Here is a 24,433-nt window from a genome sequence, read left to right on the forward strand (position 1 = left end):
CAACAATACAATATTGCCTATGAAAATTTACGAGACCAAAACAGCGCCTAATCCTCGCCGTGTTCGCATGTTCCTTGCCGAAAAAGGGATTGAAAAGTCACAAGTAGAGTATGTACAAGTAGATATTCAAAAGGGTGAAAATTTAAGCGCTGAAATGCGTGCGAAAAACCCACTAGGTAAAATTCCTATTTTAGAGTTGGACGACGGTACCTGCATTGCTGAAACCGACGCGATTTGTACTTACTTTGAAGCCATTCATCCAGAACCTTCCTTGTTAGGCACTACGCCTATTGAAAAAGCCACCATCTCGATGTGGCAGCGGCAAGTTGAAATGGCGCTAATGTTACAAGTAGGCATGTGCTTTCAACACACCACAGGTTACTTCAAAGACAGAATGGTACCTGTGCCAGAATACGGCAAAGAAGCCGGTATCAATGCTTCGAAGTACTTTAATATTCTCGAACGCCGACTCGAACTAAACGAGTTTATAGCGGGAGACACCTTTTCTATTGCGGATATTACTGCGCTATGTGCCATCGATTTTGCACGGGTGGTCGATATTCGAATTAAAGATGAACAAACGAATCTTCAGCGTTGGTACGACAATGTTAGCAGCAGAGCGAGTGCAAAAGCCTAATGATTGATTTATACACTGCAGCAACCCCCAATGGCTGGAAAGCCTCAGTAGCACTAGAAGAAATGGAACTCGACTATACCGTGCACGGGGTAAACTTAATGAAAGGCGAGCAAAAAACCGCTGAGTTCCTCGCCATGAACCCAAATGGCAGGATTCCCGTTATTGTGGACAAAAGCGAAGGCGACCATGTGGTTTTCGAATCTGGCGCCATCATGCTTTATTTAGCTGAAAAGACAGGCAAGTTTTTACCCACAGATGTCAAAGGCCGAAGCCAAGTAATGCAATGGGTTATGTTTCAAATGGGCGGTATTGGGCCAATGATGGGGCAGGCGAATGTATTCCATCGCTATTTAGAAGAAAAAATCCCTATTGCTATCGACCGCTATCAAAATGAAGTACGCCGATTGTTTACAGTGCTAGATGGGCGATTAGAAGACAACGAATATTTAGCCGGCGATTACAGCATTGCCGATATGGCGAACTGGTGCTGGGTGCGAACCTACGAATGGTCGGGCGTGAGCATAGAAGGACTAGACAACTTAACTCGCTGGAAAAACAGTATCGAAGCACGGCCTGCGGCGCGCCGTGGTGTTGAAGTACCCAATAAAATCGATAAAGAAGCGTTAATAAAAGGCGCTAAAAACGTGGTCACGCGTTAGTCGCTGGTACGGGCAAAATAGCAGGTGATTGATTGCAAATCAGTCTGCTATTTTTGAATGGTTAGCTAACCCTTTCGCCAAGGCTTTTATATGGTCAGGGCCTATGCCGCAACATCCACCTACAATTGTAGCGCCAGCGTTCACCCACGTTTGTGCGTACGCTAGGTATTTCTCAGGGGTGACGTCCTCACGCAACGTCGACAGCATTTCGTTAGCATCATGCTTTCTAACATGCTCTGAAAAGCTATTGGCATAAACACCGATGTTCATATCGGTATTATGCAGGTGTGTGAACTTAATGGCTGCTTCCATCTCTTCAGGTTGCGAGCAGTTAAACAACACGGCATCCAAGTTGTCTAGTGTGGGCAGTATAGCATTAAGTGACTCACCAGACCGCAAGGTCACCGGGTTTGAAAAGTTATGACGATTACTGAGCGAGTAAGAAAGCCAAATTGGTTTAGATGAGTGTTCTTTTATTAAAGAGGTTACCGCGCTGGCTTCTTCTACCGAAGAAACAGTTTCTACAAGCCAAAAATCGATGTAGGGTGTTTGTGCTTCAATCAACGGCAGCAAAATAGAAGAGAGTTGCTCGGCACAGAATAGCTCAGGTTTGTAAGAGCCAAAAGCTGGAGGAATACAGCCAGCAACTGAGATATCATTCTTTTTAGCCACAGTACTGGCAATACTGGCCGCGCGCGCGGCAAGCGAAAATGCTTGTTCATCAAACTGTTTTTGCCCTATATGAAAAGGCACTAACGCGTAAGTGTTGGTGGTAATAATTTTTGCACCCGCATCCACGAAGTTTTGATGCACTTGGGCTACTAAATCGGGCGCTTCCATTAAAGACAAAGCAGACCATTCAGGTTGCCGGAAGGGAGCCCCAACTCGTTCTAATTCTCTGCCTAACCCACCATCAAGAATTAAAACATTTGACGATGCGGTAGTTGATGAAGCGCTAGCGGTCTTGCCTGTGAGTGTAGTTGTAACCACGTTACCCCTGCTTTTATTTAACATATATAAACTAATAGTAGTTCGCGATAAGTGACAAATTAGCGCTGCCGATAGACTGCGCTTTACTCCCTACGTTACCGGCACTAATACTACCTTGAGTAATGCCCCGAAAATCAGCATCTTTTAACGCGTTTTGCACGCAGGTAACCAATTCATGCTTTATATTCTGCGGCATGGCACCGTCGATGATAATGCCATCGAGGTCGAGCATGCTAAATGCGCAGTGTGTGGCAAAGGCAATCCCCTGGGCGGCCTGTTCCATCCACACTTGAACGATGCGCATAAATTCTGGATTAGTTTTTAAGCCAGACCAGTGTTCAGGAGCTTCATACAATTTATTACCATCAAGCCCCGCATCATTCAGCTGCTTTTCTAGCAAGTATAGCGATGATTGGGTGATGAGTTGTTGCTGTTGGTTATGGGCGTTAGACAAGAAAGGCAAGGAACCAATTGCACCGGCATTACCCGATTTTCCTGTAAATAGCTGATTGTTAATAACCAAGCCACCGCCAAGAAAAGTGCCAACAAAAACATAGAGGAAGTGGTTAAATCGATGTGGATTACCAAAGGCCATTTCTGCACTGCACGCCGCCGTTGCATCGTTACTCACGTAGATGGGTAGGTCTAGTAGTTCAAATAGCGCAGCCTGAATATCAAGGTTTTTCCATGCTTCTAACGCAGCAGCAGGGGCCCCAGCTTCTTCTACCCAATTCCAAATTTCAAACGGCATGGCGATGCCTAGTCCGCGAATACGAGTGCGCTGCTCGTTACTGAGTTGTTGTGTTAGTACAGACACACCGCGCTGTGTAAATGACAATAAATGATCAACGGTGGGGTAGGCTACTTTTTCGTGAAGCGAAGCTTTCACATTGCCAGCCAAATCTAGCAAGGTCATATCAAAACTGCGGCGGCCAATTTTTAAGCCTAACCCAAATGCACCATCTGCATTCAAGCCAAAAGGAACTTTAGGCTGCCCCACACCACCGCGAACTGGCGGCAGTCGCTTAACAAGGGCTTCGGACTCTAGTTTCTTAATAATGACCGTGGCCGACTGTGCAGATAAACCCGTACGTTGAGCAATATCTGCTTTCGGAATAGCGCCATCATGACGAATCAGGGTGAGGATATCCCGTTCATTTTGAGTACGGTTATCTAGTAAGGCAGTTGCACCGTGGTGCGAGTCTATTTCTGATGCGCTCTGTGATGAAACCGAGTGCTCGTGGGATTTTGTCATTTACAGTGTACCTGAATCATTATGAAATGAATGTTATAACAAACAGCACCACTAAGTCATGGATAGATACTAATTCAATATATTTAACATAATTAACCAAGAGCAGTTTCTCTCTACCAATCAAGCCGATAGATTACATATTCAATAGTCAGTCTTTAATGATGATAAAATATTAAATCAACAAGGTTGATTTATTTGTTTTGCTAGTTAATACTGTGCCCCAATTAATTAACTATAATTTAACGTGCCCGACGGAAGGTCCTTCGGCTACGCTTATTATCCATGACTACAGCGGTATAAATACGAAGTTATCGCTGTTAGCTTCAGCCAGAGGTGTTTATGAAAATTTTATGTTTAGGCGAAGTACTTATCGATATGTTAAGTGCGGGTGCGGCGGACCAAAGTGAAATGCCAGCAATGAATTCATTTCAGCCTTATGCTGGTGGTGCGCCGGCGAATGTAGCGGTTGCTGTTGCTAAGCTTGGTGGTCAAGGCGCTATGGTGTCTAAAGTAGGTGACGATACCTTTGGCCGTTTTCTTCAAGACATGCTTAGCTATCACAAGGTAAACACTGATTATGTTTGGAGTACGAAAGACGCCAATACGGCACTAGCATTTGTTAACCTAGATAAAGACGGTGAGCGTTCTTTCGACTTCTATGTTGATAACGCTGCACATAAGCACATTGGTGAAGAAGACTTAGCCAAGGTTGCTTGTGATGATACTAGCGTGCTGCATTTTTGCTCTGGGTCTATTTCAGGTCCAGAGTTGTTACCTGGCACCGACTATATTCTAAATAAAGCCAAGCAAGAAAATATGCTTGTCTGTTTAGATATTAACTACCGTCCAGCGTTTTGGGATGACACCGCTAATGCCCCAGGCCGAATTGACGACGTGGCTAAGAAAGTGAGTATCTTAAAAGCAAGCCGCGAAGAGTTGGCAGAGCTTTACGGTGAAGAAAATGCTCAGGCTCATGTACAACAGTGGCTAGATAGCGGCGTTAAAGTGGTGTTAGTGACTGATGGCGGGGAACCTATTCAGTACATAACAAAAGATTTCAGCGGTACCTTGGCCTCGCCAAAAGTAAGCGTGAAAGATACCACTGCAGCAGGCGATTCATTCATTGGCGGATTTTTGTATTTCTTATCTACCAAAGTGGCTAACAGCGCGGAATTCGACAAGTGGGCAAGTAGCTTTGAAAACGTAAGCGAAGCCACTGAATTTGCTATTCGCTGTGGTGCATACACGGTAACGCAATACGGTGCGTTTAGTGCATTGCCTACTATGAAGCATATTGCGAAATAGGCAATATATTGGCGCATAACCTGTATTGATATGAGTTTAGGTGTATTAATGAAAGCAAGGCGAGTATGCCTTGCTTTTTTATTGCTGAGAATACATAGCGATACAATTTATGCGAAGAGACTAGGGCCTCTTACCTCTATACTGTTTCGCCTAGACTTAGTTTTGATGGAAAGAGCCATACAAATCGAAAGTAGCAAAATGGCTAATGAATTTGGCTCAGGAACGAAATAGTTGTCTACGCCACTGTCGGCAACTAACGCTAGAGAAGCGACGCCCGAATTAACTTGTGCCCACTCTAAAAAAGCATCGAAGTGATCGGTGCGAGGTGAGGATAGATTCCTGCCCATTATGCTGTTATTCCTAATAAGCCCGTCTGGATTGAGTGCACCGCCATTGTATTCATCGAATAAGCCAATCATGTGGCCAAATTCATGAGCAGCTATTGTCCCCTGACGATTAAACGAATAACCTGATGGCCTACCCGTGTACCATTGAGTCAAGTTCACATTTCCATTACCTTCATTGACAGTAACTGTATGGTCAGCGCCCACGCTAGTGCTCAGCCAATCCACATTAAATACGGTGTCGTAAAAATAGGTGCCGTCAGATAAGTCAAAGGCATTACTCCAAATGGATTCAATACCATCTTCCCAAATGTCTCTAAGTGCACTGCCGGGTTCATCACCCCTTAAATAAACATCGACATCAATAAGTAAATCTTGATTGACAAAGCTAATATCGTAGCTAGCTGTCCACCCGAAGTTACCCCAAGGATTTTGAGATAAAATACTGTATCTGACCGTTTCAGTCGCAATATTAGTAATTAGGCCAGCATTACTCGCTGTGGAAAAAAGGAGAAGGAAACCAATAAGGCAATGTTTGAACGATCGCGAAAACAACATTTTTTTGTCCTTGGCGCAGCATTAACTCATGCAGGCGCACTTAAAAATTTTTCTGTAATTTCTTTTCTAACAGTAGGTTAGATGGAACAGAAAAAGCTAATATACTTTAAGTGTAAGCTAAAAACAGGGTTTGTAAAAAAAATGTTTCATTAAGATTATGATTCGATAAGTGCCTTCACGTTGATAAGTGTATCTGCCTCGTTCGCAGGCTTATCCCAGCGGATACGGTGTATACGAGGAAATCGTAGCGCTACGCCTGATTTATGACGGTTGGAGGGATGAACTGCATCGAAAGCCACTTCTAGTACCAGCTCTTTTTTAACTTCACGCACTGGCCCGAAACGGCCTATGGCGTTTCGTCTTACCCAGTTATCTAGCTTCTTAAGCTCTTCATCGGTGAAGCCCGAATAAGCGTTGCCAATAGGCAGCAATTGCTCATCTTGCCATGCACCAAAGGTGTAGTCGGAATAAAAACTCGAGCGCTTACCGTGGCCTCGCTGGGCATACATCATTACCGCATCGACCACCAGTGGGTCGCGTTTCCATTTATACCATTGTCCCTTTGGTCTACCTGGCACATAAGGGCTGCTTAAACGTTTTATCATGAGCCCTTCTACAGCACGGTTTTTACACACGTTTTTATGTAGCGTACGAAGCCCTTTTGGTGAATCGGCAGATAAGCACTCAGATAAATGCAGTCGTGAATCATTGTCGTGTTCCTGAATGCCATTTTTGTCAAACCACGTTTCTAGCGCTTCACGTCGGGTAGTAAGGGGGTAGTCGGTTAATTGCTTACCGTCTAGCACCAGTGCATCGTAAACAATTAGCCCCGCAGGGTTGGTTGCCATTAATGCAGCAGTAGGCTTTTTCTTATTAAGCCTTTGTTGTAGTGCGTTGAAAGTATCTACTTCTTGGTTATGCATCACCAACAGTTCACCGTCTAGCACCATATTGCCGCTGACACTATCGAGTAGGTCGGGGAAAGCGTGGCTGATGTCATCCCCAGTGCGAGAGAATAGCGCCTTTTCAGGCTCTTCTTTCGTGGTGTTGCACACTAACTGCACCCGAATGCCGTCAAACTTATGTTCTATTTGCCATTGTTCTGGAGCAAAGTCATCGACATCATCTTGCGCGATGGGGTGAGATAGCATGACAGGATGAAAGGTAACCGCGTTACTGATATCCGGTTTAGATCCGTTACCTTCAAGCCATTCGAGAAGGTCGGTATAAGGCGGCGCGACGCCATGCCACAGTTTCTCTATTTCGGTGATGTCTTTATTGCCATATTCCGCCAAAATTTGTTTGATAGAGCGAGCAGACACACCAATTCTAAGCCCCCTAGTACCAAGTTTTAAGAGTGCCCAGCGCTGAGATGGGGTCATTATGGTGAGGTAATTCGCTAACGTTACTGCGACTTTTGGTTTACTGATATTGGCAAATGTATCTACCACTTCAGACAAGCTAGGCAATGCTTTATCAGGCGTAAACTCGGGCCATAAGTGGGCTACCGTTTCACTCACTTCCCCCACATAATCATAGCTCATTGCAAATAGTTCTGGGTCTACCCGTTCGGTAATCAGTTTTTTTACCGTATTGCGCTTAAAAAAATCAAACTTGAGCGTGCCTGCCATAGCAGCAATGGCCCAGCCACGATCGGGGTCTGGCGTAGTAGCAAGGTAATGCAGAATAAGCTGCGCTTTGGCTTTGGTTCCGGCGGTATAGTAAAGCTGTTCAAGTAAGTCACTAAATGCCTGCATTGCTATTCCTCCTGCGCCGCTTCATCGTAACCTACCAGCGATAATGCTCGCGCTTTAAACCCCATCTTTTGTGCTTGATACATAAGGGCATCTTCACGGCCATGGGTCACCCATACCTCGCTAGGGTTCACTTCAGTAAGGGTTTGCAATAACTCAGGCCAATCGCAGTGATCTGAAATAATAAGTGGTAGCTCGGCGTTGCGCTGCTTAGCTCGCGCGCGAATTTGCATCCAACCAGACGCCAACACAGCGCGAACATGTGGCAAGCTTCTCGACCACCTGTCGGCTAATGCAGAGGGGGGAGCCAACACTATTTCACCGGCTAATAATGCTTTATCTTCTACCTCGCTAACTGGAATAATATCGCCTAAAGCTATGCCTTCTCGTTCGTACAAATCACACAGTTTTAGTAGTGCACCGTGTAAATAGATAGGTTTGGTATAGCCAGCTTCTCGAAGCGCTAAAATAACCCGTTGGCATTTGCCTAATGCGTAGGTTCCTACTAAATGACAACGTGTAGGAAACACGTCAAGGGAGTGAAGAAGCTTTTGGATTTCTTTTTCGATTGGCGGGTGGGCAAATACCGGTAAACCGAAAGTGGCCTCGGTAATAAGTACATCGCAAGGTACTACTTCAAACGGCGGACAAGTGGGATCGTGCCTACGTTTGTAATCGCCAGATATCACTAGCCGATAACCCGCATACTCAATAAGCAATTGTGACGAACCTAGTATATGGCCAGCAGGGTAAAAAGTGACTTTTATCTTGCGTTGCTCCTGTTCAGTTGAGGCACTGTTACTATCAGTAGTGATTACCTCATCAAACTCTACGCTCTCGCGATAGGGCACTGGTATTTGTACTTCAGCCATATCGTCGCCATAACGGGTGGTCATAATTGCCATGGTTTGCGGGTGGGCGAACACTCGTTTGTGGCCGGCTCTAGCATGGTCAGCATGGCCGTGGGTAACAAGCGCGGTTGCTACAGGCTGCATGGGGTCTATATAAAAATCGCCCGGCACACAATACAAACCAGCGTCGTCCGTTTTCATCCACTTTGAGGGGTGTATTGCATTTTCAGCCACCATATAAAAAAACCACATGCTGTTAGTTAGCGTTTCATATGACTACGGTGGTTTTACGCAATTGGTTGAGCGTAGAGGAAAATTAAACCCTTCTGGTGAATTAACGTATATCTACTATTGCTTACAATTGAACTAGCGGCGGTTGGGATAGTTATGGTGAAGAATTTATTGCGATTACAAAAACGGCTAAAGGTTTAGTTGTCATCCTCTATGCCTGAAGAAAAAGCCGCACCTAAGAAAAAGCCTCAAACCGAAAGTAACATTCTACCTTTGGTTTTTACTCAATGGTTTAAAAATAAAGGGTGGGAGCTACGAGATTACCAGAGGAAAATACTTGAACAGAGTATTAAGCAAACTGCTGGCCGTAAAAGGAAAACTTACAACACCACTGTGCTCATTGCCCCAACAGGCGCAGGTAAAACTTTATCGGGCTTTCTACCTAGCTTAGTCGAGTTAGCTCAATCGCCACAGCAAGGGCTTCACACCTTATACATTTCGCCACTTAAAGCACTAACCCAAGATATTCATCGCAACTTATTGCAACCTATTGAAGAAATGGACCTGCCGATAACGGCGGAAACCCGTACAGGCGATACACCTTCACATAAACGGCAGCGCCAACGAAAAAAACCGCCAAATTTGCTGCTTACTACCCCAGAATCACTCATGTTAATGCTGAGCTATGCTGATGCTGACAAACTATTTGGAAAACTAAAGCGAGTGATTATTGATGAAACCCATAGCCTAGTAGCAAACAAGCGAGGAGACTTTTTGTCATTAGCGCTAGCACGGCTTTCAGTATTGTCACCCGAGATGAAGCGGGTAGGGTTGTCGGCCACGGTAGCTTACCCAGAAACGCTAGGTGCATGGCTAGCTGGCACAGAAGGCACCGCTAATATCATCAGCGTGAAAGCGGGTGAAAAACCGAAAGTAGAAATGCTGCAATCTGAAAACCGCATGCCATTCGGTGGTTTTATGGCGCGCTATGCCATTACCGATATATATAAGGCCATTGAAGACGCAAAAACCACTTTGGTGTTCGTGAATACCCGGGCCCAATCCGAACTGATTTTTCAAATGCTGTGGGAACATAACACCGCTGCCTTACCCATAGCCTTATATCACGGCAGTTTAAGTAAAGAGCAGCGGCGTAAAACAGAAGCCATGATGTCTAGCGGATTGTTACGGGCAGTAGTGTGTACCTCGGCGCTAGAACTAGGTATTGATTGGGGCGATGTAGATAAGGTAATACAAGTTGGAGCCCCAAAAGGGGTAAGTCGATTGCTGCAACGTATAGGGCGATCAAATCATAGGTTAGACGAACCCAGCGAAGCTTTGCTGGTGCCAGCTAATCGCTTTGAAGCCCTTGAATGCCAAGCCGCTATTAATGCAATTAACAAAGGCGAACTAGATGGCGATGCCCCACAGCCGGGGGCATTGGATATTATCCCCCAGTTTATTGTGAACTGCCTTTGCAGTAATGCCGACACGCCAGATACCCTTTACGAGCAAATCCTTCTAGCATCGCCCTATCAAGGGCTGGATAAAAGTGATTTTGAGAAGTTATGGCAGTTCGCATTGGATGGCGGGAGTGCGCTTAATGCCTACGAGCGTTATCAGCGCCTAATGCAGAACGAGGACGGCACTTTTTCGCCTGCCAACAGGCGGGTAATACAAAGGCATCGGCAGAACATAGGCACTATTGTTGAAGCGGGTAGGCTAAAAGTAAAACGTATTCGCCGTGGTAATCAGGGCAAAATTATTGGTGAAGTGGAAGAGTACTTTGCCCAGCAACTTACCCCAGGCGACACCTTTTATTTTGCCGGTGAAGTGCTTAAGTACGAAGCCATTCGCGATATGCAACTACATGCTCGCCCCGCGAAAGCAAAAGAGCCAAAAATACCCAGTTATTCCGGTGGCCAAATGCCACTGTCGACGTATCTGGCTGATGGGGTTCGAGCAATATTAGCGAATCCCAAGAGTTGGCGTAAATTACCCGCGCAAGTACGAGAATGGTTGAATTTACAACAACAGTTCTCACAGCTTCCTGAGCCCGAAAAGGTATTGGTGGAGCAGTTTCCTTTTCGTAATGTAAACCATACGTTGTACTACACCTTTGAAGGACGAAAAGCGAACCAAACCTTGGGCATGCTGGTTACCCGTAGAATGGAAAAAATAGGAATAAAGCCATTGAGTTTCAGCGTTACCGACTATGGTTTATCGATAAGTGCGGTTAAACAAATTACCGATACTCAACTGCAGCAACTGTTTCAGCCAGATATATTAGGCGATGAACTACAAGACTGGATGCTACAAGCGCCTATGTTAAAGCGTTCTTTCAGGCAGGTGGCAGTAGTAAGCGGCTTAACGGAACAGCGTTATCATGCTAGTCAGAAAACCATGAAGCAGGTAACGTTTTCAACTGATTTAATTTACGACACGCTGCGTGAGCACGACCCAGATCATATCCTTTTAGCGGTCGCGCGGGCGGATGCTGAGCGGGAGTTGTTGGACTTGCAGCGCTTGGCGAATTTGCTCATCCGCTTTGTTGATAAAACCACGTTAGTAAACTTAGAAAAAGTATCGCCCATGGCCATCCCTATCGTGCTGAACATGCGAAGTGAACAAATAAAAGGAGCGGGGGCGCAAGCGATACTCGAGCAAGCCGATTTATATGCTGAAGCAGAAAATATGCTAGATGAAGTACGGGCATTGTTGTCTTGAGAATATTAAGTTTGGTCGAGCAGTATTAGCCCCAGAAACACGCCGTAAATACATCCATGTAGGCTCTGCCGCAGCATCCATGCTGCGGAAGGTTTCCAGTGCCAATACTGCTCACCCAGTCTAATTCTATTGGTGTTAAAGTGAGTGAATATGAATTGAATACATCCATGTAGGCTCTGATGCAGCATCCATGCTGCATAAGGTTCCATACCCAACCGCACTCCACCGCTATAGGAGAGTTCGTTTGGGAGTTTGGAGGTGGTGGGATGGCGTTAAATATTATGAAAGAGGTTAATCAGTGGCAATAAGTGAGCAGTGGCTATCTTCACAGGTGGCGTTGCGTAGTATTAGTATTGTGAAGTTTGCAGAGCTGCTTTGGTTGCTAGATGCCAGAGGTGTGGCGTATTTGCCTGCGCTTGATTGGCTGGTGGTATCTGATTTACACCTTGAAAAAGGCAGTTATTTACGTAGTTATGGTAATCCGCTGCCAAGTGTTGATTCTGTTGCTACGCTTAAACGCCTGCAGCACATTATTCACGATTATAATCCTGCTCGGGTGATTAGCTTAGGTGACAGTTTCCACGATAAATACAGTATGTCTCGTATGACCGATGAAGACAGAAACCTCTTATGTGAGATTATAAATAGCGTTCCTGATTGGGATTGGGTGGAAGGTAATCATGACCCTGATTTACCCGAAGGAATTCCCGGTAATCCATGCCATGAAATAGTGCAAAATAATGTGGTGTTTCGCCATGAGCCAGAGATGCACGGAATCGAGCTAAGTACGAAGGGCAAGGTTCAAATCAAGCAGCAAGTTATTGGCCATTACCACCCTAAAATACGTAAGACTATTTCTCGTCGGCGATTTTCAGGCAAGTGCTTCGTTGTCACAGAAGACCTATTTATCATGCCAGCTTTTGGGCAATTCACAGGGGGCTTAGATGTGGATGAAGAGGTTATGCTAGCGTTAGCATCTAAAAAATCCCGTGCTTGTTATATGTTGTATGACGGAACGATTTTTAAAGCTTAATCGGCAAATTTTCATAATGCTGAGCGCCAAAAAAAAACGGGCATTTTAGTTGCCCGTTTTAAACTTTGATAAGCCCTTGTACAAGGGCATGAGGCGCTAGCCTAATCGCGCCAGCGCTTAGTTAGGTCTTCGTAAGCATCAATGCGACGGTCACGGAAATAAGGCCAAATGCGTTTTACTTTTTCAGTGCGGGTTAAATCTATCTCAACCGAAAGGGTAGTTTCACCTTCAGCTTCTGCTTTCGCTAAAATTTCACCTTGTGGGCCTGCTATAAAACTTTGCCCCCAAAACTGAATACCTGGGTCGCCCGCCACTGGCGATGCTTCAAAGCCTGTGCGATTTGCTACGATAACCGGTACCGAGTTTGCTACCGCATGTGAGCGCTGAATGGTTTCCCATGCGCCATGTTGACGGCTACGCTCTTCTTCGGTATCTGTGCTATCCCAACCAATTGCCGTAGGATAAAACAGTAAGTCAGCCCCTGCCATTGCCATTAAGCGTGCCGCTTCTGGATACCATTGATCCCAACATACTAATACGCCCAATTTACCCACGCTAGTTTCAATTGGTGTAAAGCCCATGTCGCCCGGTGTGAAGTAAAACTTCTCGTAAAAGCCTGGGTCGTCAGGAATATGCATTTTGCGATATTTACCGGCAATCTCTTTGCTTCTATCAAATACCACAGCGGTATTGTGATAAAGGCCAGAGCCACGCTTTTCAAATAAAGAGGTCACTAACACAATATTGTGTTTCTCAGCCAGTTCGCCAAAGAAATCTGTTGCAGGACCTGGAATAGGTTCGGCTAAATCAAAGGCGTCGGTATCTTCCTGCTGGCAAAAATAAAGGGTGCTATGAAGTTCTTGCAGCAAAATACACTCACAGCCTTCGGCGGCGAGTTTTGCAACTTGCTCAGCACTTTTATTCCAGTTAGTTGCTTTGTCGTTATCAGCAACAGACTGTTGTACCAAGCCTATCTTTAGCTTAGTTCGTTGCATGTACAGACACTCCTTTTGAGAAGGTGGAAATAACAGATTCTTTCAACGTATTTGTGGGTACCTGCATGGAAATACAATGCAAGCTGCCAAATTGCTTTACCAACACCGAGCAATCTATAGGCTCGATAATATGGTCGGGGTAAGCCAGCTGCATTTGGCTAATCGCCGCTTCATCTTCAGGTTGCCCGTAAATAGGTAAGAGCACCGCACGATTACAGATCAAAAAGTTGGCGTACGATGCGGGCAAACGCTCGCCCTCGTCGTTAACAATATTAGGTAGTGGCAATCGATATTGTTCGTGCTCAGGCATTGCACTGGCGCACTCATCGCAAAGTGCACTTAACCCTGCATAATGACTGTCGTCTTTGCGATTATCAGCCGCTTGGATAACCAAGCCTTTATTGGGCGTGAAACGCACAAGGGTATCTACATGCCCGTCAGTATCGTCACCTTCAAGGTGACCATGTTCTAGCACCGTAAACGTATTGCAGCCTAACATGTCATTAAAGGTTTCAGCGTAATCATTGATAGTCATATCACCGTTGCGCTTAGGGTTTAATAGACACTGAGAGGTGCTAAGCAAGTGGCCTAGGTCATCAATTTCTAACGCGCCACCCTCAGCCACCACTGGGCTACTTCGAAGGGGCAATTTACACAATGAAGCAAGGTAGCGTTGGTTAGCCATATTGTCTTCACTGGCATCAAACTTTTCACCCCAGCCATTGAAGCGAAACTCTACTGGCGCCCCAAAACCTTCTGAATCACGACAGGTCAAAAAACCGTAGTCACGCACCCAAGTGTCGTTATAAGACGCAGGCAGAATGAGTACACGTGAGTGATCGCCTAAACGCGATTGCACATTATCAACATCGTCAGGGGCACACAGCAATATCACACCCGCATGATAACGGTTGACCGCTGCAATCACGTTCAAATAGGTTTCACGGGCTTCTTCTAGCCATGGCGCCCAGTCGGTTTCTGCATGCGGCCACGCCAGCATTACAGCATCAACGGTTTCCCATTCAGGAACCAGTTTACGACTACCTTGCATGTTTATTCTCGATAGAAATAAATAATGCGTTGATTATAACTATCCTACTCACGCCAACCAATAGCAAACTTGATGAAATTCTTTTCTTGTCACGAACAGTGTCACAATTAGAATGACGACGTGATAGAAAAGGCGCGATTTGTAGTAGCGGTATTTAACGTTTATTTTTTGATCTCATTTACTTTAATGACCGTTTTATCTCAATAAAAATAAAACATGCCTTTAATAGCATTTACAGATTAGGCTAATCTCAGCATTTGCTCGATCAATAGCCGCTAGAATGCTAAAATATAACCATTAGAAGTCGCCAAACCTTTGCCAAAGCGTAGTTATATGCCTTGGCCGTAATCATGCTATTCAGTAGTCTTGCGTTGGCTTTCAGGCGGTATTGTCATTTGCATCTTGGTATCAAGTTAGCCTTAATCGTGTCGATTACGTTTAAGGGTAAAGAAGTATTTACGGATAGGGTTAATGTTAGCAAAAGAAGCGGTCATTGTGCGTGATGCACTAGAGTCATCAATTTCTGAATCGGCACAACGTGTTAGAGCAGCGCTTGAAGAAAAAGGGCTGGAAACACCTATGGTGGCGAACGGTTTGTCCGACGAGCAAAAACGTCAGAAGATTGAAATTGCAATGCGTGATGTGATGAATACGCTTGGGCTCGATCTTAACGATGATAGTTTGCACGACACGCCAACCCGTATTGCGAAAATGTACGTGAACGAAGTGTTTGGCGGTTTGGATTATCGTAATTTTCCTAAAATAACCCAAATCGAAAATAAGATGCTTCTTGATCAGCCTGTTCAAGTGTCTGATATTAGTTTAACGAGTACGTGCGAACACCACTTTGTGACTATTGATGGCCTCGCTACCGTATCTTATATTCCTAACGATACTATTATCGGTTTGTCGAAATTAAACCGCTTAGTGAGTTTCTTTGCACAGCGCCCTCAAGTGCAAGAGCGGCTAACACAGCAAGTGCTAGTGGCCATTCAGACATTAGCCTCTACCGAAGATGTAGCGGTAAGCATTAATGCTACGCATTATTGTGTAAAAGCCAGAGGTATACGCGATACTAATTCGTACACGAAGACATCCGCGCTAGGTGGAAAATTCTTGTCCGATGTGGAATTGCGAAGAGCATTTTTTAGTTAATTACTTACGGAAAATGCTAACTGCTTTGGCCAATAAAAAACCGCTTTTAAAGCGGTTTTTTATTATGAATGGATTTTATTTATAGTTCGCTGATGACAAGGTTAATACGACCTTCTACCCCATTTGCTGCGGTAAGGCTTAAATTCTTTTTGCAACACCCACAAGTTTCAACTTGCTCTTGATACATATCGCGAATGGTGTCTTCAGAAAATTCATTGAAAGCGCCGCAATAGGGGCACATGTACTCTAGAGGTGTATCGGTCTTCATATGTTGTCCTTTTAAGCTTCATCCATATCCATATGGTGACTGCATATTTTAAGCTTCAGTGTTAAATGACAGAGTCTATTCGCACAGTAATACGATGCGTTTTAGCAAATCGATTACTCTTACTAAATTATAGTCGTAAATTATTAGGTTGCCTGTGCAATACGCCAAAATCACGCTAAGTTACGGCGGAGTAAAACAAAATAGATTTTCCGTTACTGGCTGCCAATAATAATAGGGGCTGAATGGGCGATTATCGCTCTAGCTAAAGCCGTTGAAACGAAGCGAGAGAGATTCTTGCTTGGCTGCCGTATAACGCAATGCATCTATCGAAATAAGTCGCCGAAGTGCATCTAAACTCGGTAAGCAAACAGCGTGATAAAGCAAACACGGTATGAGTTCGATGACTTCAGCGAAAATCCGCCGAAACCGCAAACGATTAAGTTGAACGGTACGCTGTTACATTAAGATATGCATGAAAGACGACGCATTTGAACTGTTCATACAAAACTACATTTCATAGAGCTCAAGCGGTAAACCGTCGGGGTCTGCGAAAAAGGTAAACCGTTTCCCCGTGTATTCATCTACACGAATGGGCTCGCACTCCACCTTATTTGCAGTTAAATGCGCAATCACCTCATCAATGTCATCTACCCTGAACGCCAAGTGACGCAACCCTTGCGCTTCTGGCCTTGAAGGTCTAGCAGGTGCACCCGGAAACGAAAATAGTTCAAGTTGTCCGCCATCGGGTAATGCCAAATCGCACTTGTATGACTTTCTCGCTTCGCGATAATTTTCCGCAATAACGCTAAGACCAAGAATGTCAGTATAAAAATGTTTAGACACCGGGTAGTCGCTACAAATTAGCGCGACGTGATGAATTCCTTTTAACATAGGTAAACTCCGTTAAAACATGAACCGAGGGTGCTGTATACAACCATACCTTATGGCATCTCTTGTCCACGAGCGGTTTCAAGTAATAAGTACCAATGTTCGCGAGTCAGTTGTATATCCATCGATTTATGGCAGGCTTTTATCCGCTCGATATTGGTGGTACCAAGTACTGGCTGAATATTGGCAGGGTGGCGCATTAACCACGCTAATACGATGGCTTCTGGGCTAGTCTCGTATTCGGCGGCCAGAGAATTAACTAGCGCTGCCGTGGCGGCATCAGTATCGTTTTGGGTACTGGCACCCGTATACTTGCCTTGTGCCAAGCTGCCCCAAGCTTGAAGTTGCACCTTGTTCATCATGCAATACTCAAGGGTACCTGGAGCATAACCAGAGTTACGGTTTGCCGGGCTATTAGTGGTAACACCGTCTTCTAACCAGTCTCGAAACGCTAAGCTCATTTCCAATTGGTTCGCCACAATTGGGCTCGAAAGTGCCGATTGGAGGTACGCCATTTGATGCCCATGCATGTTTGATACGCCAACGTGCTTTATCTTTCCTTGCTGCTGTAAGGAAGAGAGCGTGGTAGCCACTTCCTCCAGTTCCATTAATGGATCGGGGCGATGAAGCAGTAAAATATCAAGTTGGTCTATGTTCAAACGCTGCAAAATCCCTTCTACCGAAGATTCAATCCATTTTGCAGAGAAATCGTAGCGCTTTGGTCCTAAATCATCTTCGAACCGTATCGCACATTTAGACTGCAGAATCATACGTTCTTTTAACGAAGGGTTTTCTTTTAGAACCTTGCCAAACACTGTTTCAGCTTTGCCAAAAGCATAGATATCTGCATGATCGAACACATTTATATCAAGAGCCAATGCTTGTTCTATTACCTGGTGTGCTTGTAACACATGTTCTTTTGTTGCTGCTTCGTTGTTCCAGCCACCACCAAGGCCCATGCAGCCATAAACGAGTCTACTTGCGTCTGGGAAATAGTTTTGCATCTTATACTCCGAATAAATGTGCAACTGCGTTGGCAGTCACAATAACGTGCTATTTTGCTAAAGTAAGCCATATATAGATGAAGCTAGGGGATTAGTCGATGTTTAACACATTGAATACGTATGAAGGTATTTTTCGCCGATTGTTTAGCCAGCATAGTAAAAAATGGTTCAGTGTAACCATGTTATTTATCTTGGTTGGATGTACATCCGTGCCAGACGGCGTCAAGCCGGTGGAAGGATTTGAGTTAGACCGTTATTTAGGTCAGTGGTACGAAGTAGCGCGCTACGATCACAGCTTTGAAGAAGGGCTATCCAATGTAACGGCCACCTACACTATGCGTGACGACGGTGGCGTAAAGGTTATCAACCGAGGTTACTCTCAAGAAGAAGCAAAATGGGATGAAGCCGAAGGTAAAGCTTATTTTGTATCGACTGCCGATACGGCGCATTTAAAAGTATCATTCTTTGGTCCTTTCTATGCCAGTTATGTGGTGATGGCATTAGACAAAGAAGACTATCAATATGCCATGATAACAGGGCCTGATAGAGATTATTTGTGGATATTAGCGAGAGAAAAATCCTTACCTCAAGAAACTATCGACGCGCTTTTAGCCCAAGCTACACAAAGCGGCTACGATACTAGTAAATTGATTTGGGTGTCTCACGACACGCCTTAACCATGATTCGCAGGCGTTTTTGCCAGCCCCTATTTAGCCGAATTGTGGTATACTTTGCGGCAAAATATTGTAGGGACATTTGCTGTGCTTCAAGAAGCTGTTTTCAATCGAGCGGATAACGCTTGCGAGTTGTGTAAGAACACCGAAAATTTAGACGTTTACATGGTACCCGAGTCACCAGATGAAACTGCTGGCTGCGCGGTACTTACTTGCCAAACCTGCCGCATGCAACTTAACAATGAAGCCGACATAGACACCAACCACTGGCGTTGTCTTAACGACGCCATGTGGTCACCCACACCCGCCGTTCAAGTGGTGGCTTATCGTATGCTTAATAAAATAAGCGGCGAAAGCTGGGCACAAGATTTGTTAGACATGGCCTATTTAGAAGACGATGTTAAACAGTGGGCTGAAGCGGGACTTATCGAGCAAGAAGCGACGCTTGATTGTAACGGTACTGCGCTGCAAGTTGGCGATAATGTACACCTAGTTAAAGACCTTACTGTGAAAGGGGCTAACTTCACAGCGAAGCGCGGCACACCAGTAAGAGGCATTAGCCTAAGCGATAACCCTTTGCATATTGAAGGTAAAGTGAATGGTACCCGCATTGTTATTATTGCGGCATATACAAAAAAATCTTAATTGGTCTTAAAGAAGAGAGCTTTCGGTTATGCAAACGCTAACGATTAGAACCCCCGATGATTGGCACTTACATTTTCGTGACAACGAAATGTTAGCAGAAACTGTTCCCGCTACAGCCCGTTGTTTCCAGCGAGCCATCGTAATGCCTAACTTGGTTCCACCTGTGGTGAATGCAAGTATTGCGGTTGCTTACAAACAGCGGATAGAAGCGGCTCGCCCTACGGGTAGCAGCTTTGAACCTCTAATGACTCTCTTTTTGACTAACACCACATCAGTACAAGATATTGCTGATGCGAAGGCCGCAGGTGTAACGGCGTGTAAGCTGTACCCGGCTGGCGCAACGACCAATTCAGATGCTGCTGTAAAAGGTATCGAGGCGTTATACCCTGTTTTTGAAGCCATGGAGGCTCACGGGTTATTACTACTTATCCATGGTGAAGTTACCGAATCGCATATTGATATCTTCGACCGTGAAAAAGTGTTCATCGATACGCATTTGTCACCTATCGTGGCGACTTTTCCGAACTTAAAAGTGGTGTTTGAACATATTACTACCGCAGACGCAGCAGCTTTTGTGGTAGATGCTAGCGCCAACGTGGGCGCGACAATTACGCCGCAGCATTTATTGTTAAATCGCAATGATTTACTGGTTGGTGGCGTTCGACCACACAATTACTGCCTACCTGTATTAAAGCGAAATACACATCAAAAAGCGCTGCAAAATGTGGTAGCCAGCGGCAATACTAAATTCTTCTTAGGTACCGATTCAGCACCTCATGCCAAACACAAAAAAGAGAACGCGTGTGGTTGTGCTGGTTGCTATAGCGCATGGTCTGCCATCGAGCTTTATGCTGAAGTGTTCGAGCAGTTGGGCGCATTAGACAAGCTAGAAGGGTTCGCCAGTAACTACGGCGCAGACTTTTACGGACTACCAAGAAACAACACAACAATGACGTTAGTAAAAGAAGCGTGGACAGTACCTGAACAGGTCACGTTGGCTGATGGTACTGATATGGTGCCTTTCTATGCAGGGCAGACGCTTCAATGGAAACTACAAGATACTTTCCAAACGCGCTCGGCTGACTAACGCTACGTATATGCATCTTTGGAAAAAATAGAAATGACAATTGAAACTGTAAAGCAGTTGGAAATAATTCCAGCTATCACAAAAGCGTTAGATGCACAGGGTATTTTTACCTTATCGCCCATTCAAGCACAGTCTTTACCTCATGCATTAGCAGGTAGCGACATTATTGGTCAAGCGCAAACAGGCAGTGGTAAAACACTTTGCTTCGTAATACCGGCGCTTGAAAAGATTGATCCTACATTATTTGCCACTCAAGTACTGGTATTGTGCCCCACGCGCGAGTTGGCAGACCAAGTGGCCGTGCAGTATAGAAACGCCGCAAAGCAAATTGGCAATATAAAAGTGATGACCATCTGTGGCGGCCAACCTATGGGCCCTCAAATTCAATCGCTTAAGCACGGCGCTCATGTTGTAGTGGGCACGCCTGGTCGCGTGATGGAGCACGTAGAGAAACGCAGGCTGATGCTCAAAGATGTACGTTTACGCGTGCTTGATGAAGCCGACCGCATGCTAGATATGGGCTTTGAAGATGACTTGAAAGTCATTTTTTCGCCAATGAAGAAGGGCGTACAAACCTTACTATTTTCTGCTACCTATACAGAAGAAATTGAGCGTATTGCCGATCAGTATTTAACCGAACCTGTAATTTGTAAAGTTGAAAGTGATGAGTCGAACAAACCGTCGATTACTCAAATCGGTTACAACGTACTTCCGCACACACGAATACAAACGCTCAAAGCAATTCTGACCGATTCTCAGCCTAAAACAGCTATCGTGTTTTGTAACCGCCGAGTACAGGTGACTGAAGTGGTCGCGTCGTTACTTGAAGATGGCTTTAGTGCTGCAGGTTTACAGGGCGAAATGGAGCAGTACGAGCGTACGGCAGTTCTTAACCAGTTTGCTAGTGATGCACTACAAGTACTGGTTGCTACCGATGTAGCTGCACGTGGGCTTGATATTGATGATATTCCGTGTGTGATCAACTACACCGTGAGCGAAGAGCCGGAAACGCATATTCACCGTATTGGGCGTACTGCTCGTGCGGGCGCTGAAGGGACAGCAATAACGTTAGTGGGCGACGAGGAAGAGCATTTCTTGCGTAAAATTGAAGTGCTTCAAGGCACTGATATTCCGCTAAAAGGCGCACAAGGCTTACGTTTCCATAAAAACCGCATCATCGAACCTGAATTTAGCTGTATTTCACTGAGTGCGGGTAAAAAGCAAAAGCTTCGTCCTGGGGACTTAGTTGGTGCGCTGACTAAAGATGCAGGCATACCAGGTGATGATGTAGGTAAAATTGCTGTGCAAAATAGCCAAAGCTTTATTGCGGTTAAATTGCGTAGTGTAAAGCGTGCTATGAATCACTTCCGTGAAGGCAAGATTAAAGGCAAACGTGTGAGAGCACGTAAGTTATAGGTGATATCACCTATAACAGCCCAAGCGTATTGCACAATAGCTACGATAGTATATTTCACGAGTTGGATAGGCAAAGTAAAGGCGGTTAGATGTCAGGCGAAACAGATTTAAGTACTTTATTACAAACACTACAGCCAGAGCTAAGCGCTGAAGCGTTTGTATTTGTGAGCGTGCCTTACGCTGTTTCGCCAACTCAATTGGCCAATGCATTAATGGTGTATAAAGAAGATGAAGGTACAACTCTTATTCTTGAATCATCTTTTGCAAGTAACGAAGGATTTGCAGTAGATAGCACCTTTAAGCGTATTACATGTAATGTCCATTCAAGCTTAGATGCAGTAGGTATGACCGCAGTAATGTCCGCTGCACTTACGAAGGCTAATATTAGCGCGAATGTGGTAGCCGGTTATTATCATGACCATATTTTCGTTCCGGCTGGCCGAGCCGACGAAGCTATTACTGTATTGCTGGAATTGGCCAACCCTTCATAAGTCTCACGCATTCTGTTTAAAGTACATAAACGTGGCTAGCGAATAGAGGCTATCAATTTCCGTACGGTTTAAGCGCGATTCGCATATTTAATGCAGATATAAAAAAGGCGACAATGAAATTGCCGCCTCTTCAATAACACTAACAAATATCTATTACCAAATTTTAACGCGCTCTTCTGGCGGTAAATACAAATCATTTTCCTCGGTAACATCAAACGCCTCGTAAAATTCAGGAACGTTGCGCAGTGCACCGTTAGTACGGAATTTGGTTGGAGAGTGGGTGTCGGTCTGAATTTGGTTGCGTAAGGCTTCATCACGATACTTGCTCGCCCATACTTGGCCGTAACCAATAAATACGCGCTGATCGCCAGTGTAACCGTCAATAACAGGGGCTTCTTCACCCTCTAAGGTTAAGTGATAGGCTTTAAGCGCAATACTAATGCCGCCCAAGTCGCCAATGTTTTCACCCAGAGTATATTCACCATTAACGAAGAGTTCTGGCAGGGCTTCGAATTCATTGAATTGCTCGACAAGTTTCGCCGTTCTCGCCTCAAATTCCTGACGGTCAGTATCAGTCCACCAGTTGCGTAACGCGCCATCACCATCAAACGTCGAACCTGCATCATCAAAACCATGACCAATTTCGTGTCCGATAACGGCACCAATACCACCGTAGTTTACCGCGTCTTCAGCATTCATATCGAAAAATGGCGGTTGAAGTATAGCTGCTGGGAAAACAATTTCATTCGCCGTTGGGTTATAGTAAGCATTAACGGTTTGAGGCGTCATACCCCACTCATGCTTCCATACTGGACCGCCTTGTTTCTTAAGCATTTCTTCGTAGGCAACATCGGCTGAACGCTTTAAGTTGCCAAATAAATCGCTGCCTTTCACTACCAGCTGAGAATAGTCTTTCCACGTATCGGGGTAACCAATTTTAACCGTGAATTTAGACAGCTTATCTAACGCCTGCTCACGGGTTTCATCTGTCATCCAATCTAGCTTTTCAATACTGTCCTTGTAGGCAAGTAAAAGATTACTCACCATGTCGGTCATACGCTCTTTGGCTTCAGGAGGGAAGTATTGTTTCACGTAAACTTTACCGATAACTTCGCCAACATGCGCATTAGAAAGGCTAACAGCCCTGCGCCAGCGTGGCTCAGGCTCTTCGACACCGCGAAGTGTTTTGCTGTAAAAATTGAAATTAGCGGTGTCGAAATCTTCACTTAAACGGCTGGCTGAGGCATTAAGTAAGCCCCATTTTAGGAATACCTTCCAATCTTCCAAAGAGGTTTCAGCGATGAACGTATCCATTTGCTTCATGAAATCAGTTTGTAAAAACACAAGGCTATCTACGTCGTTTAATTCCATTTCATTAAGAAAAAGTGACCACGGGAAGTTAGGCATAAGAGTGCTTAGGTCTGACACAGGCACTTTATTGTAGTTAGCCGCCCAATTACGTACTTCTTCTTTCTTCATATGAAGCTCGGCAATACGGCTTTCCATATCAAACAACATTTGTGCGTTATCTGATGGCGCATCAAATTCAGCGAGGGTAAACATAGTTTCAATATGTTTAACGTAGGCATCGCGAATTTCTTGTGATTTTGCGTCGTCTTTAAAGTAGTAATCTCGCTCAGGCAGACCAAGGCCAGACTGCCATGTATAAATCATGTAAGACTCTGGCGATTTGAAATCTGCATTTTGGCCAACGTTGAATGGGGTCACATAGCCGTACCGAATGGCATAGGCAAAGTATGCCGCTAATTCATCGTAATTTGTGATAGCTTCAATTTTTTCAATGTCGGCATTAATTGGGCTTATACCCAACTCATTTAGCGTATCCGTATCCATGTAAGCACGATAGAAGTCGCCCACTTTTTGTTCATCGGTGCCATCTGCAAAGTCGCCTTCGGCAGAACTTTTAATAATCTTCATCACATGATCTTGAGATTCATCACGCAAAATGGTGAAAGCGCCGTAACTCGATTTATCGGCTGGGATTTCAAGGTTATCCACCCACGTGCCATTCACGTATTGGAAGAAGTCGTTGCCTGGATCGGCCGTTAAATCCATGTTTTCTTTGTTCACGCCAGACGTTAATTCTTTTTGTTGCGTTACCGCGGTTGGGGCTTGGCTTTCAGGTTGTGTATTTTGTGGGCTACATGCAGTGAGTGCTAATACAACGCTTAAGCTAACTACGCTTTTCAACATGGATTATCATTCCTATTTTTATAAGCTGGTGTGAACCAAGTCGTTATTAAATTGTGTCGTTAAGTGCATATCTCGTTGGCTGAATACCGACTATGGTTTTTATTTCTATTTGGTGATGCACGGGTGAGTGTATGCTCTCTATAATTAGAGCCTTTAAAATAAGTGTCTTTAAAAATAAGGCACAAAAGACAGTATTTTCTT

At 44.8% G+C, this 24,433-nt stretch carries 23 protein-coding genes; 11 read left to right on the forward strand and 12 right to left on the reverse strand.

The features are described from left to right. The first annotated feature begins 19 nt into the window (after window positions 1–19). Window positions 20–637: a glutathione S-transferase family protein gene (locus AAC006_RS09435; protein WP_126873294.1), complete on the forward strand. Its 618-nt coding sequence runs from the start codon at window positions 20–22 to the stop codon at window positions 635–637. Further along, entirely contained in the window at window positions 637–1,296 is a 660-nt protein-coding gene (locus AAC006_RS09440) for a glutathione S-transferase N-terminal domain-containing protein (protein ID WP_126873293.1), read from the forward strand. The genes AAC006_RS09435 and AAC006_RS09440 overlap by 1 nt, the downstream gene beginning before the upstream one ends. A 39-nt stretch (window positions 1,297–1,335) precedes the next feature. On the opposite strand, the gene AAC006_RS09445 is transcribed toward AAC006_RS09440, so the two are convergent. Both AAC006_RS09445 and AAC006_RS09450 read right to left on the reverse strand, forming a co-directional pair. Then, window positions 1,336–2,286: a homocysteine S-methyltransferase family protein gene (locus AAC006_RS09445; protein WP_126873292.1), complete on the reverse strand. Its 951-nt coding sequence runs from the start codon at window positions 2,284–2,286 to the stop codon at window positions 1,336–1,338. A gap of 31 nt (window positions 2,287–2,317) precedes the next feature. After that, window positions 2,318–3,541: an ROK family transcriptional regulator gene (locus tag AAC006_RS09450; protein ID WP_126873291.1), complete on the reverse strand. Its 1,224-nt coding sequence runs from the start codon at window positions 3,539–3,541 to the stop codon at window positions 2,318–2,320. 339 nt (window positions 3,542–3,880) lie between these two features. On the opposite strand from AAC006_RS09450, the gene AAC006_RS09455 reads away from it, so the two are divergent. Further along, the gene (locus AAC006_RS09455) at window positions 3,881–4,846 is read left to right on the forward strand and encodes a carbohydrate kinase (RefSeq protein ID WP_126873290.1); all 966 of its coding nucleotides are present in this window, start codon (window positions 3,881–3,883) and stop codon (window positions 4,844–4,846) included. 107 nt (window positions 4,847–4,953) lie between these two features. Here the strand turns inward: AAC006_RS09455 and AAC006_RS09460 are convergent, their stop codons facing one another. From AAC006_RS09460 to AAC006_RS09470, 3 genes are all read right to left on the reverse strand, one after another. After that, window positions 4,954–5,748: a hypothetical protein gene (locus tag AAC006_RS09460; RefSeq protein WP_013786355.1), complete on the reverse strand. Its 795-nt coding sequence runs from the start codon at window positions 5,746–5,748 to the stop codon at window positions 4,954–4,956. 155 nt (window positions 5,749–5,903) lie between these two features. Then, window positions 5,904–7,505 carry a cisplatin damage response ATP-dependent DNA ligase gene (locus AAC006_RS09465; protein WP_013786354.1) on the reverse strand — a complete coding sequence of 534 codons (1,602 nt, stop codon included), beginning with the start codon at window positions 7,503–7,505 and terminating at the stop codon, window positions 5,904–5,906. Between the two features lie 2 nt (window positions 7,506–7,507). Then, a complete protein-coding gene (locus tag AAC006_RS09470) occupies window positions 7,508–8,590 on the reverse strand; it encodes a ligase-associated DNA damage response exonuclease (RefSeq protein ID WP_185864184.1) in 1,083 nt (360 codons plus the stop codon). Window positions 8,591–8,797: 207 nt separating this feature from the next. Here AAC006_RS09470 and AAC006_RS09475 point away from each other — a divergent pair, with 207 nt between their 5' ends. Further along, window positions 8,798–11,311: a ligase-associated DNA damage response DEXH box helicase gene (locus AAC006_RS09475; RefSeq protein WP_338455668.1), complete on the forward strand. Its 2,514-nt coding sequence runs from the start codon at window positions 8,798–8,800 to the stop codon at window positions 11,309–11,311. A gap of 5 nt (window positions 11,312–11,316) precedes the next feature. Here AAC006_RS09475 and AAC006_RS09480 read toward each other — a convergent pair whose 3' ends face one another. Further along, on the reverse strand, window positions 11,317–11,520 hold the full coding sequence (locus AAC006_RS09480; RefSeq protein ID WP_126873289.1) for a hypothetical protein: 204 nt from the start codon (window positions 11,518–11,520) through the stop codon (window positions 11,317–11,319). 89 nt (window positions 11,521–11,609) lie between these two features. On the opposite strand from AAC006_RS09480, the gene pdeM reads away from it, so the two are divergent. Next, a complete protein-coding gene (gene pdeM, locus AAC006_RS09485) occupies window positions 11,610–12,344 on the forward strand; it encodes a ligase-associated DNA damage response endonuclease PdeM (RefSeq protein WP_013786351.1) in 735 nt (244 codons plus the stop codon). 101 nt (window positions 12,345–12,445) lie between these two features. Here the strand turns inward: pdeM and AAC006_RS09490 are convergent, their stop codons facing one another. Next, complete coding sequence (locus tag AAC006_RS09490) at window positions 12,446–13,339, reverse strand: carbon-nitrogen hydrolase (RefSeq protein WP_126873288.1); 894 nt, start codon at window positions 13,337–13,339, stop codon at window positions 12,446–12,448. Next, window positions 13,326–14,390, reverse strand: a complete 1,065-nt coding sequence (locus tag AAC006_RS09495; protein WP_013786349.1) for an agmatine deiminase family protein — start codon at window positions 14,388–14,390, stop codon at window positions 13,326–13,328. The genes AAC006_RS09490 and AAC006_RS09495 overlap by 14 nt, the downstream gene beginning before the upstream one ends. 471 nt (window positions 14,391–14,861) lie before the next feature. Here AAC006_RS09495 and folE point away from each other — a divergent pair, with 471 nt between their 5' ends. Further along, window positions 14,862–15,545 carry a GTP cyclohydrolase I FolE gene (gene folE / locus AAC006_RS09500; protein ID WP_339891176.1) on the forward strand — a complete coding sequence of 228 codons (684 nt, stop codon included), beginning with the start codon at window positions 14,862–14,864 and terminating at the stop codon, window positions 15,543–15,545. A 79-nt stretch (window positions 15,546–15,624) separates the two neighbouring features. Here folE and AAC006_RS09505 read toward each other — a convergent pair whose 3' ends face one another. From AAC006_RS09505 to AAC006_RS09515, 3 genes are all read right to left on the reverse strand, one after another. Next, window positions 15,625–15,813 carry a CPXCG motif-containing cysteine-rich protein gene (locus AAC006_RS09505; protein WP_013786347.1) on the reverse strand — a complete coding sequence of 63 codons (189 nt, stop codon included), beginning with the start codon at window positions 15,811–15,813 and terminating at the stop codon, window positions 15,625–15,627. A 507-nt stretch (window positions 15,814–16,320) separates the two neighbouring features. Beyond that, complete coding sequence (locus AAC006_RS09510; protein ID WP_013786346.1) at window positions 16,321–16,704, reverse strand: VOC family protein; 384 nt, start codon at window positions 16,702–16,704, stop codon at window positions 16,321–16,323. Between the two features lie 50 nt (window positions 16,705–16,754). Further along, window positions 16,755–17,705: an aldo/keto reductase gene (locus AAC006_RS09515; protein WP_339891177.1), complete on the reverse strand. Its 951-nt coding sequence runs from the start codon at window positions 17,703–17,705 to the stop codon at window positions 16,755–16,757. A gap of 179 nt (window positions 17,706–17,884) precedes the next feature. Between AAC006_RS09515 and AAC006_RS09520 the strand changes: the two genes are divergently transcribed. The 5 genes from AAC006_RS09520 (at window position 17,885) to AAC006_RS09540 (ending at window position 22,018) form a co-directional block, all read left to right on the forward strand. Further along, a complete protein-coding gene (locus AAC006_RS09520) occupies window positions 17,885–18,382 on the forward strand; it encodes a lipocalin family protein (protein ID WP_339891188.1) in 498 nt (165 codons plus the stop codon). A gap of 84 nt (window positions 18,383–18,466) precedes the next feature. Next, on the forward strand, window positions 18,467–19,024 hold the full coding sequence (locus AAC006_RS09525) for an alkylphosphonate utilization protein (protein WP_288389051.1): 558 nt from the start codon (window positions 18,467–18,469) through the stop codon (window positions 19,022–19,024). 28 nt (window positions 19,025–19,052) lie between these two features. Further along, window positions 19,053–20,111 carry a dihydroorotase gene (pyrC, locus tag AAC006_RS09530; protein WP_288389050.1) on the forward strand — a complete coding sequence of 353 codons (1,059 nt, stop codon included), beginning with the start codon at window positions 19,053–19,055 and terminating at the stop codon, window positions 20,109–20,111. Window positions 20,112–20,144: 33 nt separating this feature from the next. Then, window positions 20,145–21,527, forward strand: coding sequence for an ATP-dependent RNA helicase DbpA (gene dbpA, locus AAC006_RS09535; protein ID WP_208806070.1), 1,383 nt, complete (start codon window positions 20,145–20,147; stop codon window positions 21,525–21,527). An 89-nt stretch (window positions 21,528–21,616) separates the two neighbouring features. Beyond that, the gene (locus AAC006_RS09540) at window positions 21,617–22,018 is read left to right on the forward strand and encodes an ACT domain-containing protein (RefSeq protein WP_013786340.1); all 402 of its coding nucleotides are present in this window, start codon (window positions 21,617–21,619) and stop codon (window positions 22,016–22,018) included. Window positions 22,019–22,171: 153 nt separating this feature from the next. Here AAC006_RS09540 and AAC006_RS09545 read toward each other — a convergent pair whose 3' ends face one another. Beyond that, entirely contained in the window at window positions 22,172–24,232 is a 2,061-nt protein-coding gene (locus AAC006_RS09545; protein WP_339891180.1) for a M13-type metalloendopeptidase, read from the reverse strand. Window positions 24,233–24,433: the final 201 nt, after the last annotated feature.

This window comes from uncultured Alteromonas sp. (assembly GCF_963976965.1).
GTDB lineage: Bacteria > Pseudomonadota > Gammaproteobacteria > Enterobacterales > Alteromonadaceae > Alteromonas > Alteromonas naphthalenivorans.

Bases quoted from the DNA above. Each gene is read 5' to 3' on its own strand.
- AAC006_RS09495 (WP_013786349.1), bottom strand. From the start codon at position 14,390: ATGCAAGGTAGTCGTAAACTGGTTCCTGAATGGGAAACCGTTGATGCT.
- AAC006_RS09480 (WP_126873289.1), bottom strand. From the start codon at position 11,520: ATGGAACCTTATGCAGCATGGATGCTGCATCAGAGCCTACATGGATGT.
- AAC006_RS09545 (WP_339891180.1), bottom strand. From the start codon at position 24,232: ATGTTGAAAAGCGTAGTTAGCTTAAGCGTTGTATTAGCACTCACTGCA.
- dbpA (WP_208806070.1), top strand. From the start codon at position 20,145: ATGACAATTGAAACTGTAAAGCAGTTGGAAATAATTCCAGCTATCACA.
- AAC006_RS09455 (WP_126873290.1), top strand. From the start codon at position 3,881: ATGAAAATTTTATGTTTAGGCGAAGTACTTATCGATATGTTAAGTGCG.
- folE (WP_339891176.1), top strand. From the start codon at position 14,862: ATGTTAGCAAAAGAAGCGGTCATTGTGCGTGATGCACTAGAGTCATCA.
- AAC006_RS09470 (WP_185864184.1), bottom strand. From the start codon at position 8,590: ATGGTGGCTGAAAATGCAATACACCCCTCAAAGTGGATGAAAACGGAC.
- AAC006_RS09440 (WP_126873293.1), top strand. From the start codon at position 637: ATGATTGATTTATACACTGCAGCAACCCCCAATGGCTGGAAAGCCTCA.
- AAC006_RS09490 (WP_126873288.1), bottom strand. From the start codon at position 13,339: ATGCAACGAACTAAGCTAAAGATAGGCTTGGTACAACAGTCTGTTGCT.
- AAC006_RS09520 (WP_339891188.1), top strand. From the start codon at position 17,885: ATGTTATTTATCTTGGTTGGATGTACATCCGTGCCAGACGGCGTCAAG.
- AAC006_RS09435 (WP_126873294.1), top strand. From the start codon at position 20: ATGAAAATTTACGAGACCAAAACAGCGCCTAATCCTCGCCGTGTTCGC.
- AAC006_RS09475 (WP_338455668.1), top strand. From the start codon at position 8,798: ATGCCTGAAGAAAAAGCCGCACCTAAGAAAAAGCCTCAAACCGAAAGT.
- AAC006_RS09450 (WP_126873291.1), bottom strand. From the start codon at position 3,541: ATGACAAAATCCCACGAGCACTCGGTTTCATCACAGAGCGCATCAGAA.
- AAC006_RS09515 (WP_339891177.1), bottom strand. From the start codon at position 17,705: ATGCAAAACTATTTCCCAGACGCAAGTAGACTCGTTTATGGCTGCATG.
- AAC006_RS09465 (WP_013786354.1), bottom strand. From the start codon at position 7,505: ATGCAGGCATTTAGTGACTTACTTGAACAGCTTTACTATACCGCCGGA.
- AAC006_RS09460 (WP_013786355.1), bottom strand. From the start codon at position 5,748: ATGTTGTTTTCGCGATCGTTCAAACATTGCCTTATTGGTTTCCTTCTC.
- AAC006_RS09510 (WP_013786346.1), bottom strand. From the start codon at position 16,704: ATGTTAAAAGGAATTCATCACGTCGCGCTAATTTGTAGCGACTACCCG.
- pyrC (WP_288389050.1), top strand. From the start codon at position 19,053: ATGCAAACGCTAACGATTAGAACCCCCGATGATTGGCACTTACATTTT.
- AAC006_RS09505 (WP_013786347.1), bottom strand. From the start codon at position 15,813: ATGAAGACCGATACACCTCTAGAGTACATGTGCCCCTATTGCGGCGCT.
- AAC006_RS09540 (WP_013786340.1), top strand. From the start codon at position 21,617: ATGTCAGGCGAAACAGATTTAAGTACTTTATTACAAACACTACAGCCA.